14 protein-coding genes are annotated in these 17,184 nt (G+C 67.5%); 11 read left to right on the top strand and 3 right to left on the bottom strand.

All coding sequences use genetic code 11. The annotated features are described in order from the left end of the window. Positions 1-14: 14 nt before the first annotated feature. The 11 genes from nagZ (at position 15) to E1742_RS03760 (ending at position 15,729) form a co-directional block, all read left to right on the top strand. Positions 15-1,547 carry a beta-N-acetylhexosaminidase gene (gene nagZ / locus E1742_RS03810; RefSeq protein ID WP_134383624.1) on the top strand — a complete coding sequence of 511 codons (1,533 nt, stop codon included), beginning with the start codon at positions 15-17 and terminating at the stop codon, positions 1,545-1,547. Between the two features lie 110 nt (positions 1,548-1,657). Further along, the gene (locus tag E1742_RS03805) at positions 1,658-3,010 is read left to right on the top strand and encodes a family 43 glycosylhydrolase (protein WP_166793408.1); all 1,353 of its coding nucleotides are present in this window, start codon (positions 1,658-1,660) and stop codon (positions 3,008-3,010) included. Next, positions 3,004-3,465 carry a DUF1349 domain-containing protein gene (locus tag E1742_RS03800; RefSeq protein ID WP_134383622.1) on the top strand — a complete coding sequence of 154 codons (462 nt, stop codon included), beginning with the start codon at positions 3,004-3,006 and terminating at the stop codon, positions 3,463-3,465. Before E1742_RS03805 ends, E1742_RS03800 begins: the two co-directional genes overlap by 7 nt. Positions 3,466-3,583: 118 nt before the next feature. Further along, positions 3,584-5,575: a glycoside hydrolase family 2 protein gene (locus tag E1742_RS03795; protein WP_229466500.1), complete on the top strand. Its 1,992-nt coding sequence runs from the start codon at positions 3,584-3,586 to the stop codon at positions 5,573-5,575. Between the two features lie 9 nt (positions 5,576-5,584). Continuing rightward, entirely contained in the window at positions 5,585-6,943 is a 1,359-nt protein-coding gene (locus tag E1742_RS03790) for an extracellular solute-binding protein (protein ID WP_229466498.1), read from the top strand. A 36-nt stretch (positions 6,944-6,979) separates the two neighbouring features. Beyond that, on the top strand, positions 6,980-7,843 hold the full coding sequence (locus E1742_RS03785) for a carbohydrate ABC transporter permease (protein ID WP_229466496.1): 864 nt from the start codon (positions 6,980-6,982) through the stop codon (positions 7,841-7,843). After that, positions 7,840-8,685 carry a carbohydrate ABC transporter permease gene (locus E1742_RS03780; protein WP_134383620.1) on the top strand — a complete coding sequence of 282 codons (846 nt, stop codon included), beginning with the start codon at positions 7,840-7,842 and terminating at the stop codon, positions 8,683-8,685. The genes E1742_RS03785 and E1742_RS03780 overlap by 4 nt, the downstream gene beginning before the upstream one ends. A gap of 7 nt (positions 8,686-8,692) precedes the next feature. Further along, a complete protein-coding gene (locus E1742_RS03775) occupies positions 8,693-9,736 on the top strand; it encodes a LacI family DNA-binding transcriptional regulator (RefSeq protein WP_229466494.1) in 1,044 nt (347 codons plus the stop codon). 249 nt (positions 9,737-9,985) lie between these two features. Beyond that, positions 9,986-12,871: a TonB-dependent receptor gene (locus E1742_RS03770; protein ID WP_134383619.1), complete on the top strand. Its 2,886-nt coding sequence runs from the start codon at positions 9,986-9,988 to the stop codon at positions 12,869-12,871. 31 nt (positions 12,872-12,902) lie between these two features. After that, complete coding sequence (locus tag E1742_RS03765; protein WP_134383618.1) at positions 12,903-13,862, top strand: glycoside hydrolase family 43 protein; 960 nt, start codon at positions 12,903-12,905, stop codon at positions 13,860-13,862. Positions 13,863-13,983: 121 nt separating this feature from the next. Then, positions 13,984-15,729, top strand: coding sequence for a putative bifunctional diguanylate cyclase/phosphodiesterase (locus E1742_RS03760; protein WP_134383617.1), 1,746 nt, complete (start codon positions 13,984-13,986; stop codon positions 15,727-15,729). 30 nt (positions 15,730-15,759) lie between these two features. Here E1742_RS03760 and E1742_RS03755 read toward each other — a convergent pair whose 3' ends face one another. From E1742_RS03755 to E1742_RS03745, 3 genes are all read right to left on the bottom strand, one after another. Beyond that, the gene (locus E1742_RS03755) at positions 15,760-15,945 is read right to left on the bottom strand and encodes a hypothetical protein (protein WP_134383616.1); all 186 of its coding nucleotides are present in this window, start codon (positions 15,943-15,945) and stop codon (positions 15,760-15,762) included. 158 nt (positions 15,946-16,103) lie between these two features. Further along, positions 16,104-16,301, bottom strand: coding sequence for a hypothetical protein (locus E1742_RS03750; RefSeq protein ID WP_134383615.1), 198 nt, complete (start codon positions 16,299-16,301; stop codon positions 16,104-16,106). Positions 16,302-16,440: 139 nt separating this feature from the next. Continuing rightward, positions 16,441-16,911, bottom strand: coding sequence for a hemerythrin domain-containing protein (locus E1742_RS03745; protein ID WP_134383614.1), 471 nt, complete (start codon positions 16,909-16,911; stop codon positions 16,441-16,443). Positions 16,912-17,184 lie beyond the last annotated feature (273 nt).

Here is a 17,184-nt window from a genome sequence, read left to right as displayed (position 1 = left end):
CGAGAGGAAGCGATATGGCAGTGCAGAATACGGACATCGGTCAGTTGTTCATGGTGGGCTTCGACGGCCTGGAGCCGGATGCGGCGATCGGGCGGCTGATCCGCGAACGCCGTGTGGGCGGCGTCATCCTGTTCCGCCGCAACGTCCACACCCCCGGCCAGGTGGCCACGCTGTGCCGCCGGCTGCAGGAGATCAATGCGGAAGTGTCCGACGTGCCGCTGCTGATCGGCATCGACCAGGAGGGTGGCATGGTGATGCGCATCGAGCAGGGCGTGACGCCGATGCCGGCGCCGATGGCGTTCCAGGCGGCCGGCTCCAGCGCCGACTGCGAGGCGCTGCACCGCATCAGCGGCGCCGAGATGCGCGCCATCGGCATCAACATGCTGCTCGCCCCCGTGCTGGACGTGAACAACAACCGCAGCAACCCCGTCATCGGCGTGCGCGCGTTCGGCGAGGATGCGGACACGGTGATCCGCTACGGCGGCGCCGCCATCGGCGGGCTGCGTCAGGCCGGCGTGCTCGTTACGGCCAAGCACTTCCCCGGCCATGGCGATACGGCGGTAGACTCGCACCACGCGATGGCGCTGGTGGGTCACGACCGGGAGCGGCTGCACGCCGTCGAACTGGCGCCGTTCCGCGCCGCGATTGCCCAGGGCGTGGATGCCATCATGACGGCCCACGTCGCGTTCCCCGCATTCGAGAAGGATGCCGGTGTGCCGGCCACGCTGTCCCGCGCCGTGCTGACGGGACTGCTGCGCGACGAGATGGGTTACGACGGCGTCGTCATCTCCGACTGCCTGGAAATGGGCGCGATCGCCGACGGCATCGGCGTGGAGGAGGGCGCCATCGGGACCCTGCTGGCCGGCGCGGACATCGTGCTGATCTCGCACAGCGAGGCGCGCCAGCATGCGGCGATCGACGCCGTGGCGGGGGCGCTGGCATCGGGGCGCCTGCCGGATGAACGCATCGGGCAGGTGCTGGCGCGCGTCCGGCGGCTGAAGCAGTCCGCCGCCGTGCAGGGCTGGCGCGAGCTGCCTGCCACGCCGGCCGGGCTGATGAACGCCGATGCGCTGGCGCTGGCGGCCGACGTGCAGCGCCGCGCGCTGAAGGTGGAAGGTCGGTTCCGGCCGCTCGACCCGGCCAGGCCCGTCGCTTTGATCACGTTCGAAGTGCGCGACCGCACCGAAGTCGACGAGGTGGCCAATGGCCGCAACAAGGAGGCGCGCAGCTCGATGCTCGAAGGCCTGACGGCGGGCGGGCTGACGGTGCGCGAGCATGCGCTGTCCGCCCAGCCCACGCCGGCCGACGTGGACGAGGCCATCGCATTCGCGGCCGGGTCGGAGCAGATCGTCGTGCAGACGTATAACGCCATGCTGGTGGAAGGGCAGCAGCGGCTGCTGGCCGCGCTGCCCGCCGACAGGCTGTGGGTCGTCGCGGGGCGGCTGCCGTACGATCTCGATCTCGTCCCCGGCGCGCAGGGGCGCCTCGCCGCCTTCGGCTGCCGCCCGCCGGCGCTGGCGCCCGTGATCGGCAAGCTGGTCGGCTGACAAGCCGGCATTGCAGCAACGGTATCAGGCATCCGGACAAAATGTCGGAATGCCTGACCCCGGCCCCGAAGCATGGTAACGTACCGCGACCATTGGTAAAGGAGAGTCGCGTGTCCGCCCGTATTTCCCTTTCTGCCCTGCTGGCCGCCCTGGCCACCACCGCCTCGGCCGAGGCGCCCACCTATAAAAATCCCCTGAACCTGCGCCTGCCCGGTGGCGAACTGGCGCAAAATTGTGCCGACCCGGCCATCCTGCGCGATCGGCAGGCGGACAAGCCCACGTGGTACCTGTACTGCACCACCGACCCCGTCAGCCGCAAGGAAAAGGACGCGAAAGGCTGGCGCTTCCGCCTGATGCCGATCTACCGTTCGCACGACCTGATCGACTGGACGTTCGTCACCGACGCGTTCAGCGAGCGCCCCGCGCCGGCCACCGCGACGGCGGGCCTGTGGGCGCCGGAGCCGGTGTACCTGAATGGCCGCTATTACCTGTACTACACGATCACGGACGTGGACGATGCCCACAGCCCGGAACCGGGCTGCGACGCGGACAGCGCCATCGGCGTGGCCACCAGCGCCTCGCCGGTCGGGCCGTGGCAGCCCGCTCCCGGCCTGGTGGTCGCGCCGCGCCGCGCGGCGCCTGGCTGCAAGTTCCACTGGACTTACGACCCGGACGTGCTGACGCAGGAGGACGGCCGCCACTACCTGTACTACGGCAGCTATGGCGGCGGCATGTTCGTGCAGCGCCTCGCAAGCGACGGCCTGGCGCTTGCTGGCGCGCCGACGCGCGTGGGCACGACGTGGCGCTACGAGGGCGCCGAAGTGGTGAAACATGGCGGCCACTACTATCTTTTCGCTTCCGCGACCAACTGCTGCGCCGGGCCGTTGACGGGCTATGCCCTCTACGTCGGCCGCGCCACCCGCCCGGAAGGGCCGTTCCTCGACCGCCACGGCATCGACATGGCGGCGGCCCGGGTGGGCGGCACGCCGGTGCTGCCGCAAAGCGGCAACCGCTGGATCGGCCCCGGCCACAACACGGTGTTCCAGGACGGCGCCGGCCAGTGGTGGACGATCTACCACGCCGTCGACCGCAATGAACCCTACTTTGCCGCGCCCGACCTGACGCGCCGCCTCGCCATGCTGGACCGGGTCGACTGGGTCGACGGCTGGCCCGTCGTGGCGGGGGGGCGGGGGCCGTCCGATACGAAGCTGCCCGGACCCAGCGCCGTGGCGGGCGACGCCGCCACGCTGCGCCCGCCGCTGGACCCGCCGGCCGCCGTGGACAAGGCGCGCCCGCTGTGGCGCGAAACGTTCGCGGGGACGCGGCTGGCGCCGGCCTGGCAATGGCTGCGCCGTCCGCCTGCCGGGGACTGGAAAGTGGGAAAAGGCGCGGGCAAGGGCGGCCTGGCCTGGCGTACGGGGCGGGCGACCTGTATGGCGACGTCAACTCGGCGGCGGTGCTGACCCGCGCGTTGCCGCCGGGAGACGTGCGGATCGAAGCGCGCGTGCGGCTCGATGCGCCGGAAGACTGCTGCGCCACGCACGTGCAGGCGGGCCTGGTGGTGCTGGGCGACGACGACAACTACGTCAAGCTGGCCGTGCTGGCCGACGCGGGCCTGCACCAGGTGGAATTCGCCAAGGAAGGGCAGCCGGAGCAGCCGGACTGGCCACGCTACGGCAATACGGTGGCGGGCACGCCGGGCCAGCCGTGGACGTGGCTGCGGCTGGAGATCCGTCGGCAGGGGTCCGGGCAGCAGATCGCCGCGTGGTCCAGCCAGGACGGCAGGAACTGGGTGGGTGGCGCGGTCTGGACGCACCGGCTGGGGCCAGAGCCCTTGAAGCTTGGTCTGGTGGCGATGGGCGGCGGCGCACGCCAGGCCGTGTTTTCGCACGTGACGGCGGCCCGGCTGTCGCGGTGAAGTCACAGACGGCCGCACGGCTGCCAAGCGGACGACGTTGGCAATATTATTACTGGTAACATGAACCGGGAGTAAAGATGGCATAAAAGGCAGCACAAAAATACGGAGGAGCGACAAAGTGGACCACCCCCGGCCGCAATTGCGGCGTCCCGAATGGCTCAATCTCGATGGCCAGTGGCAGGCCATGCTGGACGACGAAGCCGTCCATCACGATCCGGCCACGGTGCCGTTCGACCGTACCATCAACGTCCCGTTTCCGCCCGAGGCGCGGGCCAGCGGCCTGCATGACACGGGCTTTCGCCGACGCGTCTGGTACAAGCGGATCGTGGGCCTGGACGACAGCCTGCTGCCGGCGTCCGACGAGCGGCTGATGCTGCACTTCGGCGCCGTCAACCACCGGGCGCGCGTCTGGATCAACGGTTTCTTCGCCATTCAGCACAAGGGCGGCCACAGTCCGTTCTCGATCGACGTCACCCGTTACCTGAACAGCCACACGCTGGAAATCATCGTCCAGGCCGAGGACGATCCGCACGACATGCACAAGGTGCGCGGCAAGATGGACTGGGAGCTGGAGCCCCATTCGATCTGGTATCCACGCACGACGGGCATCTGGCGCACCGTCTGGATGGAGAAGGTGGCCTACGCGCACATCGCGCGCGTGCGCTGGACGGCGGACGTGTTCACCTGGCAGATCCGGCTCGATGCGGACATCGCCCATCTGCCCAAAAACAGCACGCTGAACGTCACGCTGCGCCTGGGCGAACGCATCCTCGTGTCGGACCGCTGCCTGATGACGGAGGATTGCCTGTCGCGGCTGTTCCAGCTGCCCGACCCGGGCATCGACGACGCCCGCGCCCACTGGATGTGGAGTCCCGAAAGCCCGCAGCTGATCGACGCCGAAATCACGCTGCATGCGGAGGACGGCATCGTGCTCGATCACGTCGTCAGCTATACGGCGCTGCGCACGGTCTCGGTGGACGGCGACCGCTTCCTGCTCAACAGCCGGCCGTATTATCTGCGCATGGTGCTGGACCAGGGTTACTGGCCGGACAGCCTGATGGTGGCGACGGCCGAACAGCTGCGCCAGGACGTTCTTCTGATCAAGCGGCTGGGCTTCAACGGGGTGCGCAAGCACCAGAAATCGGAAGACCCGCGCTGGCTGTACTGGTGCGACGTGCTGGGGCTGTGCGTGTGGGCCGAGATGCCGTCCGCCTACGGCTTCTCCAGCGCGACCGTGCACGGCGTGATGGAGGAGTGGAAGGAACTGGTCGAGCGCGACATCTCGCACCCGTGCATCGTGGCCTGGGTGCCCACCAACGAATCCTGGGGCGTGCCGGAACTGATGCACGACCGCCGCCAGGTCGACTTCGTGCGCGCCATGTACCACATGACGCGGGCGCTCGATGGCACCCGCCCGGTCGTCGGCAACGACGGCTGGGAAATGCCGTGCGGCGACTTCGTCAATATCCACGACTATCATGTCGATCCGGAAGAGCTGTATGCCCGTTACGGCAGCCGCGAACGGCTGCCCCACACGTTCGAACACGTGCGGCCGGCCCGGCGCCGGCTCGTCATCGACGGCTTCAATGGGCTGGACAAGCCGCTGTTCCTGTCCGAATTCGGCGGTATCGCCTGCATGGAGCAGGCCGACCCGAAAGGCTGGGGCTATTCGGTGGCCAGGGATGGTGCCGAGCTGCTGGCCCGCTACCGGGAACTGATGGCGGCGATCCACCGCTGCCGCGCGCTGTCCGGCTTCTGCTACACGCAGCTGACGGATACATTCCACGAGAAGAACGGCCTGCTGACGGAAGAGCGGCTGCCGAAGGCGCCCATCGAGGCGCTGGCGGAGGCGACGCGGGGGCCGGATGCGCGGCTGCACGACTGGTATGTCGATCCGCTCGGTCACAGCCTGCTGTGGCGCGAAAAGCATGCGTGGAAGGAGCCGCCCGACTGGCTCGATTCCGGTACCGGCGCGGACGTGCGTATCGCGCTGCAGGAATTGCCGGGCGATGCCGCCGTGGCCGACCCGACCGCCGGCAGCGGCGGACCCGACGACCAGCCGGGAACGTCCGGGCCGCCCGGCCCGCGCGTCGTCACGCCCGCCAGGTAAGCAGGCAAGATGAAATACCTGTGCAACGTCGACCGGACCGTGAACGGCAAGCGTCGCGCATTGCTGCGTGCCGCCGGGCTGGCGGCCCTCGGCCCAGGCCTGGCCGCGCGCGCGCTGGCCGATACGCCTGCGCGCGGCGCGTCGACACCGGAAATCGTGCGCATGTGGACCCTGCTGAGCGGCGGGGACGGGGCCCGCATGCGCGCGCTGGTCGAGGAATTCAATGCGTCGCAGCGGGCCGTGCGGGTCGAAAGCACGACCCTCAAATGGGGCGAGCCGTTCTACACGAAGCTGATCACGGCCACGGTGGTGGGGGCCGGCCCGGAGCTGGCGACGATCCACCTGTCACGCCTGCCCAACCTGGCCGGCGGCGGCGTGCTGCGGCCCATCGCGCCGGCCGAACTGGCGGCCGTCGGGCTGGCCGGCGGCGACTTCCTGCCGCGCCAGTGGGCCAAGTCGCAGTACGCCGGCAGGACGTTCGCGGTGCCGCTGGACCAGCATCCGCTGGTCCTGTATTACAACAAGGATCTCGTCGGCAAGGCAGGGCTGCTGGACCGCGCCGGCAAACTGAAACCCATCGAAGGCATCGATGCGCTGACGGAGGCGTTCCGCCGTGTCAGGGAAGCGACGGGCAAGCCGGGCATGACGATGGAAAGCGCGCAAAGCAGCTATGCGATCTGGCGCCTGTGGCTGTCGCTGCTGGCGCAGCAGGGCCTGCCCGTGGTGGCCGATGGCCGCTTTGCCTACGGCGCCGCCGGTGCCGCGACGCTGGGCCGGATCGCCGCGTGGTTCAATGCCGGCTATGCGACGCCTGGCATGGATTATCCCGCGTCGACCAGCCAGTTCATGGGCGGCAACGCCGGCTTCATGATCAATGGCGTCTGGGAGGTGCCGGAGCTGGTACGGGGCACCGAGAAGGGCACGCTGGGGTTCGACTACGGCATCGTGCCGCTGCCGAAGCTGTACGGGAACGCCAGCGCGTGGGCCGATTCGCACGGCTTCGCGCTGCCGGCCAACGGCGAGCGGCCGATGACGCCGGCCAAGGCGCATGCCGTACTGGCGTTTGTCGCGTATGTGGCGCGCCATTCGATGGGCTGGGCCGAAGGGGGCCATATTCCTGCGTACCGGCCGGTGGCCGAATCGCCGGAAGCGCTCGCGCTGCAGCCGAACGCCCAGTATGCCGAAGCGGCGCACAACGTCGTCTACGATCCGGACGGCTGGTACATGGGCGCGGCGGGCCCGCTGGAAGCGATCGCGTCGAAATTCCTGCCCGCCCCGCTGGCCGGCCAGCTGACGCCGGCGGACGCATTGCGCCGTTTCGAGGCCGAGGCGGTGCGCCTGCTGCGCAAGCGTCCGCCCCTGTATTGACGCGGTAATCTGAGTCCCGGACCGATGATGCCGTTCATGCCTGCCCGCCGCCGCGAGACAATGCCCGCACTGCTGATGCTGGCGCCATTCCTGGCCGTGTTCCTGCTGTTCTTCCTCGTCCCGGCCATTCAGACGTTCTACCTGAGCCTGACCGAGAGCAGCCTGACGCGCACCAGCGCCTTTGTCGGCCTGGCCAATTACGCCACGCTCGTGCAGGACCCGTCGTTCTGGGCGTCGCTGGGCAACACGTTCTATTTCGCGCTGCTGACGGTGCCGCCGCTGACGATCCTGGGCCTGCTGATGGCGCTCCTGGTGGACCGCTTCACGCGCGCCGGCCCGTGGCTGCAGGGGGCGTACTTCCTGCCGTTCGTGCTGCCCATCTCCGTCATGACCCTGATCGCGGACTGGATGCTGCAGCCGTCGTCGGGCATCGTCAACCATCTGCTGGGAATGCAGCGCGCGTGGTTCGCGGACGTGCACTGGGCCATGCCGATGGTTGCCATCGGCACCGTCTGGTGGACGGTCGGCTTCAATATGCTGATGTTCCTGGCAGGGCTGCGCAATATCCCGCGCGAGCTGTACGAGGCCGCGGCCCTGGACGGCGCCAGCGGCTTCGCGCTGTTCCGCCACATCACGTGGCCCCAGCTGAAACCCGTGGCCGGCACCGCGCTGGTGCTGCAGCTGATCGCATCGCTGAAGGTGTTCGGCCAGACTTACATCATGACGACAGGCGGCCCGTACAACACCACGCGCGTGACCCTGCACTATATGTACGAAACGGCGTTCACCCAAAGCGACGCGGGCTACGCGGCCGCGATCGCGACGGCGTTTGTCGTCATCGTCGTATTGCTGTCGCTGCTGCAGGGCTGGGTGGCGCGGCGGCTGGGAGGTTCTTCATGAAGGTGCGTAGAACGGGGCGTGGCAATCTCGGGTGGACGCTGGTGGCGGCGCTTGCGGGCATCGTCCTGGCGGCACTGTGGCTGGCGCCGCTGCTGTGGGCCCTGTCCACGTCCCTGCGGCCCGAATACGAGACCATCTCGCCCGTGTTCCACTGGCTGCCGCGGGAATGGACGCTCGAGGCTTATGCCAAGGTGCTTGGTGCGGGCAACGTGCCGCGCTGGCTGTTCAACAGCGCGCTGGTGGCGTTCCTGGTGACCGTCGTCACGATGGGCGTCAGCCTGATGGCGGCGTATGCGTTCTCGCAGATGCGCTTCCGCGGGCGCGATGCACTGTTCCTGCTGGCGATGCTGGCTTTCCTGCTGCCGTTCGAGTCCCTCCTGGTGCCGCTGTTTCGCATGATGAATTCCCTGGGCATGATCAACAGCTATGCGGGCATCGTGCTGCCGCAGGTGGTGTCGCCCGTCGTCATCTACGTGTTCCGCCAGTTCTTCGATGCCATTCCGGCCGACTTCCGCGAGGCGGCCATCCTCGACGGCGCGTCCCCCTGGCGGGTGCTGTGGAGCGTGTATCTGCCCATGTCCGGCAATATCGTCTGGGCGATGGCGATCGTCACGTTCATCGCCGCCTGGAACAATTTCCTCTGGCCGTTCATCATCGTCACGTCCAGCGACATGATGACGATCCCGCTGGGCCTGACGCAGACCTACGACGCGTTCGGCGTGCGCTATGCCCAGCTGATGGCGGCCGCGCTGCTGGGCGCGTTGCCGGTGGCCCTGGCGTATCTCGTGTTCCAGCGCCGCGTCACGCACGGCTTCCTGGCCGCTACCGGACTGAAAGGCTGATCCGGGGATGCCCGCACGCCGCCCGACGATGACGGATATCGCCAAGCAGGCGGGCGTCTCGCAGTCGACCGTGTCGCTGGTGCTGAACGACGTGCATGGCACCAAGGTATCGAGGGCCACGCGCGAACTGGTGCTGTCGATCGCGCGCGAGATCGGCTATCCGCAGGTGCGGCACGTGCGCAACCCGAGGACGCCGGTGCGCAACCTGATCCTCTACCTGACCGACGAGCTGACCACCAGTCCGCACGCGATGCAGACGATCGACGGCGCCACCAACCACGCCTGGGAGCACGACTGCATCGTTTCCGTCTTCGCCACCCGCAGCGATCCCGATCGGGAGGCGGCCATCCTGACGCACATGCTGGCGAATCCCGCGCTGCTGGGCGTGATCTACGCGACGATCTTCACGCGGGTGGCGACAGTGCCGGCCGCGCTGCACGACGTGCCGTCGGTGCTGCTGAACTGCCACACGAACGAGCGCGCCGCGGCCGGCATTGCGTCCGTCGTCCCGGCCGAAGTGCTGGGCGGTTATGCGGCAACGATGCACCTGATCGAGGCGGGCCACCGGCGCATCGGTTTCATCAACGGCGAGCCATGGCTGGAGGCTGCCTGCGAGCGGCACAAGGGCTATCGCCAGGCGCTGACCACGGGCGACATCCCCTACGATCCGGCGCTGGTGCGGGAAGGCGACTGGCAGGTTGGCAGCGGCTTCGAGCATGCGCTGTCGCTGCTGGTACAGGCGGACCCGCCCACGGCATTGTTCTGCGCCAACGACCTGATGGCGGTGGGCGCCATCGACGCCGCGCGCAAGCTGAAGCTGGACATTCCCGAGCGGCTCTCCATCGTCGGCTACGACGACCAGGACATGGCGCGCTACATCCATCCGCCGATGACGACGGTGCTGCTGCCGAACTTCGAGATGGGCCGCTGGGCTGCCGATACGCTGATCGCACAGGCCCGTGCCGGCGCGCCGAGCCTGCGGCAGAACATCAAGATGGAGTGCCCGCTGGTGCGGCGCGAGTCCGTCGCGCCGCCTTTCCGGCGCATTTGACACGTTTCGTGGCGAAAGCGTTGCGCACGCGACGCATCGCGTTGGCATTGTCGGCCCGTTATGACTAATATTTATTAAGTCATTTTGATCGAAAGACATCGGCGAAACACGAAGCAGGCCACACCGCAATACCGCGCACTACCCGTATTCCCCGTGCTTTCACCAGGCGAAAGCCACGCGGCAGCATTGCGCGCCGGATCGTCCGGCGCCGCGAACAGCGCCTGGGCCAACGACAGGAGTGGAGACAATATGAACGCATTACGGATCAAGCCTATCTGCGCCGCCGTGTTGCTGCTGGCGGCGGGCGGCGCGCTGGCGCAAAGCCTGCCGGGAGCGCAATCGCAAACTCAACCGCAGTCCCAACCGCAGCAGGGCGACGCGCAGACAGCGCAGCCAACCTCGGCCAACGGCGCGCCCCAGGCGCAGGACGCGGCCGGGGCCAGCGCCCAGCAGGGCACGCAGGGCAGTGCTGCGGACCCGTCCGCCGCCGCTGCCGCGCCCATCGCCACCGTCGAGGTGACGGGCATCCGGCGCAGCATCCGGTCGGCCGAACAGATCAAGCGCGACGCCACCCAGGTCGTCGATTCCATCAACGCCGAGGACATCGGCAAGTTCCCCGACCGTTCGGCCGGCGAGGCGCTGCAGCGCATTGCCGGCGTGCAGGTCGGCCGCGACCGCGGCGAGACGTCGTCCGTCATCATCCGCGGCCTGCCGGACGTCGCCACCACGCTGGACGGGAACGACATCTTCACGGGCCGTGGCCGGCGCCTGTCGTACCAGGATCTGCCCGTGCAGTCCATCGCGGGGATGGACGTGTACAAATCGGCCACCGCCAACCAGTTCGAGGGCGGCATTGCCGGGGCCATCAATATCCGCCTGCGCGCGCCGTTCGACTTCAAAGGGCAGACGGTGACGGGCTACGTGGAGAACCGGCGTCCGCAGGCGAACGGCAGCACCGCCAGCGAGACGCGCAACAGCCCCGGCGGCGGGGCGCTGTACAGCAACCGCTGGAATACGGGCGCAGGCGAGATGGGGGCGCTGTTCGACGTGGCGTACAACAAGGAGCACTGGGCCTATCCCGTGCAGTGGAACGACCGGCCCGACCGCATCTTCTCCGTCAGCCCGGACGGCACGGCCACGCGCCTGAACGACGACCAGCCGGTCGCGCCGCTGCGCCCGGGCGACCGCCTCGGCAGCCTGCAGCACGTGGGCGGCATCTACAACGCGGGCGACCGCGAACGCTTCTCCGGCCACGGCGTGTTCCAGTGGAAGATCAATCCGAAGCTGGAGTTCACCACGCACTACCTCGGCATGGGCTACCGCGAAGAGCGCGAAGTGGACTACCAGCTGGCGATCGTCGGCTGGACGCCGCGGCTGACCAATGTCGTGCTGGGCGAGGAAAACGCCGGCTGCGCGACGCCGGAAGGCATCATCTGCCCGATCCAGTCGGCCTATGCGCCGGCCGCGCGCTACGGCAACCAGTATGAATACGACCCCTACGTCGCCACCAGCGCGTGGGGCGTCAAGGAACGCACCAACACGCACTTCCTGAACTTCGCGCTGCAGTACCGCGACGGCCCATGGAGCGTCAACTCCGCGCTGGCGCTGACGCACTCGAAGTTCATCAACGATACCGTTATCGTCGACCAGCAGGTTCCCGGCGCCAGCGCCAACATCTACAACTACGGCGCGGACGGCCACGGCGGCTATAACGCCATCACCACACCGACCAGCACCAACCCGCTGCGCGACCCGCGCGAATTCGTGCTGCGCGGGCTGGTGCAGAACTGGGAGGAATCGACCGGCAAGCAGGCCCAGTGGCGTACGGATGCCACGTACAAGCTGGGGCAAGGCTTTGTCCGTGCCGTCAACGTCGGCGTGCGGCTGTCGCACCGCAATACGGAGTACCACAGCGCGGAAGGGCACAGCGACGTCAATCCGAACGCGCGGCCCAATCCCGTCGATGCGTTTGGTGGCTCGTTCGAAAGCCTCGTGCCCGGCGTCGACCGCCTCGGCGGCCCGTTCCTGGTGCCGTCGCGCGACTTCCTGATCAATCAGCGGGACGCGGTGCGCGCCGTGTACGGCGCACCGGCCGGCCGCGTGCCGGACGATCCCACGCGCGCGTTCGAGCAGCGCGAACGCACGGCCACCATCTACGGGTCGGCGCGCTGGCAGACCACGCTGGCGGGAATGGACGTCAGTGGCGACGCCGGCGTGCGCGTCATTCGCCTGAACCGCAAGATGCAGGGCACGGTGCGCAATGGCGACGTGTTCACGCCGATCGACGTCTCCGCTTCCGAGACGAATGTGCTGCCGAACCTGTCGGCGCTGGTGGGCTGGCGCGAAAACCTGCAGTCGCACTTCTCGGTCGGCAAGACCATCACGCGGCCGGAGTTCAACCGCCTCAATCCGGCCATGTCGCTGATTCCGCCCACGGTGAATGCGCCGGGCACGGGGGACGCGGGCAATCCGGAGCTGGACCCCACCAAGTCGGTCAACACGGATGCGACGCTGGAATACTACTTTCCGAAGAATGGCTACGTGCAGGTCGCGCTGTTCCACCGCAAGATCGAAGGCTATCTGCTGAACTACACGCAGGACGAGGTGATCGGCGGACAGACCTACCGTATCACGCGGCCGCAGAACTCGGGCAAGGGCACGCTGAAGGGCGCCGAGTTTACGATCCAGAAGTTCTTCGACTTCCTGCCCGGTTTCTGGAGCGGCTTCGGCGCCCAGTACAACTTCACGATGATCACGGGCGACAATGAAACCCGCACGTCGATCAACAGCCCGACGTTTGAACGTACGGCACTGATCGACGTGGCCCGGCGCAGCAACAACTTCGCGCTGCTGTACGAGGGCCACGGCATCACGGGCCGGCTGGCGTCCACGCACCGGGGTTCCTACGTCGAGCAGATCAACGAGCCGCGCTTCCTGCAGAACCGCACGGTGCAGGGCCAGACCTATGTCGACCTGTCGCTGTCGTACGAGCTGACGAAGAACCTGACGTTGCAGTTCGATGCGATCAACCTGACCAAGGAGAAATACGAAAGCTTCGTCGGCGACGCGAGCCGCCCGCGCGACATCCGCTACACGCCCACGACGTACGGCCTGGCGCTGCGCTTCAAGCTGTAATCCACATCATCGCGACATCATCGGAGAAAGCATGGCCCGGAATTACCTCAATCCCGTCTACCCGCACACGATGGCCGATCCGTTCGTGCTGCGCCACGATGGCCTGTACTACGCCTACGGCACAGCGCCCGTCGGCGCCGACGGGCGCGCGTTTCCCGTGCTGCGCTCGCGCGACCTGGTAGCGTGGGAGCCGCTGGGCCATGCGCTCGTGCCGCCCGGCGGGCATGACTTCTGGGCCCCCGAGGTTGCGGCGCGCGACGGCAAGTTCTATATGTACTATTCGGCGCAGGGCATCGACGACGCGGATCACCAGCTGCGCGTGGCGGTCAGCGAACATCCCGGGGGGCCGTTCCTGGACGCGGGTGTCGTGCTGGTGCCGGACCAGCCGTTCTCGATCGACGCCCACCCGTTCCGTGACGGCGACGGACAGTGGTACCTGTACTACTGTATCGACTTCCTGGAACTGGAGGACGATCACCGCGTCGGCACCGGTATCGTGGTCGACCGGCTGCTCGACATGACGACGCTGGCCGGCGAGCCACGGGTGGTGGTGCGCCCGCATGAGGACTGGCACCTGTTTCTCAAGAACCGGGCAATGTATGGCGCGGTGTACGACTGGCACACGGTCGAGGGTCCGGCCATGCAGTGCCATGACGGCCGGTATTACTGCTTCTACAGCGGCGGCGCGTGGGAACGGGAGAACTATGGCGTCAGTTATGTCGTCGCCGACAATCCGCTGGGTCCCTTCAGCCGCCCGGCCGGTGGCGGCCGCGCTTTGCTGATGAGCACCCGCCCGGGCCGATTGATCGGCCCGGGCCACAACTCGTTCACCTGTTCTCCCGACGGCAAGGAGACGTGGATCGTCTATCACGCCTGGCAGCCCGACATGGGAGGGCGCCGTATGTGCATCGACCAATTGCACTGGGAGAACGTCCGCCCGGTCACGGACGGCCCTACCTGGATGGAGCGTCCCGCACCGTCCGGTGGCTAGGCGACCGAGGTGGCACGTGTGGCTTGCACTCGCCTACGCTCCGTGTTAAAAGTGAAGCGTCCTCCAGATTGTCCTGGACAAACGCAGCGCCATCCGGCGCGGCGACTACGCAGGGGGCGTGATGAGCGAGCGCAGCACAGTGGATCGGTCGGCACCTGTTGCCGATGGCCTTGACACGGATGTCACCCGTGCGGCGGGGACGGTTTTCGAGGACCTGGTATTACGTGCCATCAGCGATGCGGTGCTGTGCACGGATGCAGGCGGCGTCGTCACGTATGTCAACCCGGCCGCCTGCAAGCTGCTGGGAGGGCGCGCTGCCGACCTGCGGGGCAAGCCGGTCGAGGAGCTGGCCCGGCTGCTGTCCAGCGACCTCGAGCCGATGACGCATCCTGTTGCCGTGGTGCTGGCAAGTGGCCGGCCAACGCGCCTGCCTCCGGGAACGATCCTGGTCCGAAGCGATGGCGAGGAGCTGGCCATCGAGGACGGCACTTCGCCGATCTTCGATAACGGCGGCGCGCTGGCGGGTGCCGTGATGGTGTTTCATGACGTTACCGAAGCGCAGCAGAGCATGCTACGAATAACGCACCAGGCCACCCATGACTTCCTGACCGATCTGCCGAACCGTGCGCTGCTGTCGAGCCGGCTGACGCATGAGCTGACATTGGCCGCGCGGCACGGCGCCGGCGTGGCCGTGCTGTACCTCGACCTGGACAACTTCAAGCACGTCAACGACTCCCTTGGCCACAGCGCCGGGGACGCCCTGCTGGCTGCGGTGGCGCAGCGGCTGTGCGACAGCGTGCGCCGCAGCGACACCGTCAGCCGCTTCGGCGGCGACGAGTTTGTCGTGCTGCTGACGATGACGGAGAATGCCGCCCACATGGCCGGCGTCACGGCAGGGAAGATCCTGGCCGCACTGGCCGCACCGCTGACGATCGACGGCGCCGTGCTGCACACGAGTGCCAGCATCGGCATCAGTATCTGTCCGGAAGACGGGGCGGATGCGGAAAGCCTGGTGCGCAATGCCGACACGGCACTGTATCTGGCCAAGGCGGCGGGCAAGAACGCATTCCGGTTCTTCGAGCCGCACATGAACGAGGACGCGGTGCAGCGCCAGTACCTGCAGACGGCGCTGCGCGCGGCACTGGGCAATGGCGAACTGTCGCTGCACTACCAGCCCAAGTTCGACTTGCGCACCGGGCGCCTGACGGGCAGCGAAGCGCTGGCGCGCTGGGATCATCCGACCCTGGGTGCCGTATCCCCGGGCCGCTTCATCGCTGTCGCCGAGGATTTCGGGCTGATCGTGGCACTGGGCCGTTGGGTGCGTGAGACGGCATGCGCGCAGCACATGGCCTGGCAGCGCGGCGGCTGCGCCCCGGCCCATGTCGCGGTCAATGTGTCTGTGCAGGAGCTGCACAGTGCCGGTTTTGAATCGGACCTGCTGCGCACGCTGCGCGATACGGGCATCGCGCCTGAACGCCTGCAGCTGGAAATCACGGAAGGGGTGCTATTGCGCGATACCGAAGCGGTGCTGGCGAAACTGCGCCGTATTCGCGATCTCGGCGTCGGACTCGCCATCGACGATTTCGGCACGGGGTATTCGAGCCTCAGCTACCTGCGCCGCCTGCCCGTGGATACGATCAAGATCGACCAGAGTTTCATCCGCGATCTCGGGCAGGATCCGGCCGGGCCGGTGATCGTGCGCGCCGTGATTGGCATGGGCCAGAGCATGGGCCGGCGCATCGTGGCCGAAGGCGTCGAGCACCTCGGTCAGGTCGATTTCCTGCGCGGGCAGGACTGCGACGAGGCACAGGGATGGTGGTTCAATCCCGCGCTGCCGCCGGCGCTGTTCGCCGGCCTGTATTGTTGATGTCGGTGGTGACGGGGTTGCCGACGCGGCTCAGACGCCGCGGCGCTCGCCCGGACAGGCCAGCACGCGCTTGATGGTGGCCGGCTTGATACGCTTGCGCGTCAGGAACATATGCGCGTCGCGCAACCCCAGCGATTGCTGCATCAACAGGGCACGGTTAATGACCAGTTCGGTCGTGACGTCGGTGCGGGAATATGCGCGCTGTACTTGGTTCATTGCGTCTCTCCTGAAGGTTATCTGTGTGCGTGCGAGAGCACAGCGTCAGATTACCCGGTACAGCCGCTCCGGACAGTGCGCCAGTTCACCTATAAACAATTGTGTGACACCCTGCGGCACCCGTGAATTAACGATTGCCACCGCTAAATGTGGTCGGCCTACGTCGTCCGCCGTGCCGGTCCGAACAACGCCGCCACCATGGGGTCGCGCCCGATGGCCCCCACGGTGCGCCGCAGCGGATAGGCGATGTCGTCACTGAGGCGGTGCACGCGGCCGCCGTCGGCGTGCGTGTAGATGCTGAGGCGGCCCGTGGCCGAGGGCTGCGGGACCGGCTTGGTCGACTTGTATTTTCTCATGGGGTTCTCGAGAGTCGGTAGACCGGCGCGACAGAGCGCGTCACGGCCGCGGCAACAGGACGGTACAGTACTGCATACCCGCGCGTGGTCCGCCGTTGCAGCGGGTCGTCCGCATGCACGGGCGCCGGTTGGCGCGCATTCATGCAGGTTCTCCCAACGGCGCTCCTGCGGGGTGCTCCCATTGCCGGCGCATCTGTTCCAGCAACGGCCGGGCGGTGGCACCCAGCAGGTGCAGCGCCGTTGGATACAGTACGTTCTCTTCCTTCAGTTTGTGTTGGTGCATCAGGATGCGCAGGCTGTCAGCATGGTCGAAGCATGCGTTGGCATCGTGCGCGTCGATGGCATCGGCCATGCGCTGCACCAGCAGGCGTATGTGCCCATGCTCCATGCGCATCGTGGCGGTCGGGCCGCCGCCGCCCGTCAGCCGCTCCACGGCGGGGAACAGCAATGCCTCTTCGCCTTGCAGGTGCTGCTCCAGCGTGCAGGCGAAGCGGCCGAACGCGTCGCTGGCGGCCTCCCAGTCGCGATCGATAACATGTTCTTTCGCTTGCTTGTAGTGCGCATCGCAGGCGCGGTGCTCGGCGGCCAGGTAGTCGTGCAATGTCGTCATGAACGGTCCTTTTCCCTTCGCGTTTGCGTTGCCGCCATTGTGCCTCCGGCCGAACCGGCAAATCCTTGACCTAAGTCAAAAATTTCCACATTGACAGCGGGATACCGTGCCGGGATGCGATAAATGCCGGCCCGTCGATGGGCCGGCCTGCGGCAACGGGTCGGTGCGTACGCAGGATCCCCGTGGAGCTGTGCGGCGAGGATCGGGAGGCGCCGATTTTGACGTTCGAGGAGAAGGCAAACCGAAGTAGCGGCTGCGGCTGGCACAGTGGCG

Source organism: Pseudoduganella plicata, assembly GCF_004421005.1.
GTDB lineage: Bacteria > Pseudomonadota > Gammaproteobacteria > Burkholderiales > Burkholderiaceae_D > Rugamonas > Rugamonas plicata.
This window is presented reverse-complemented; position numbering and strand designations above follow the sequence as displayed.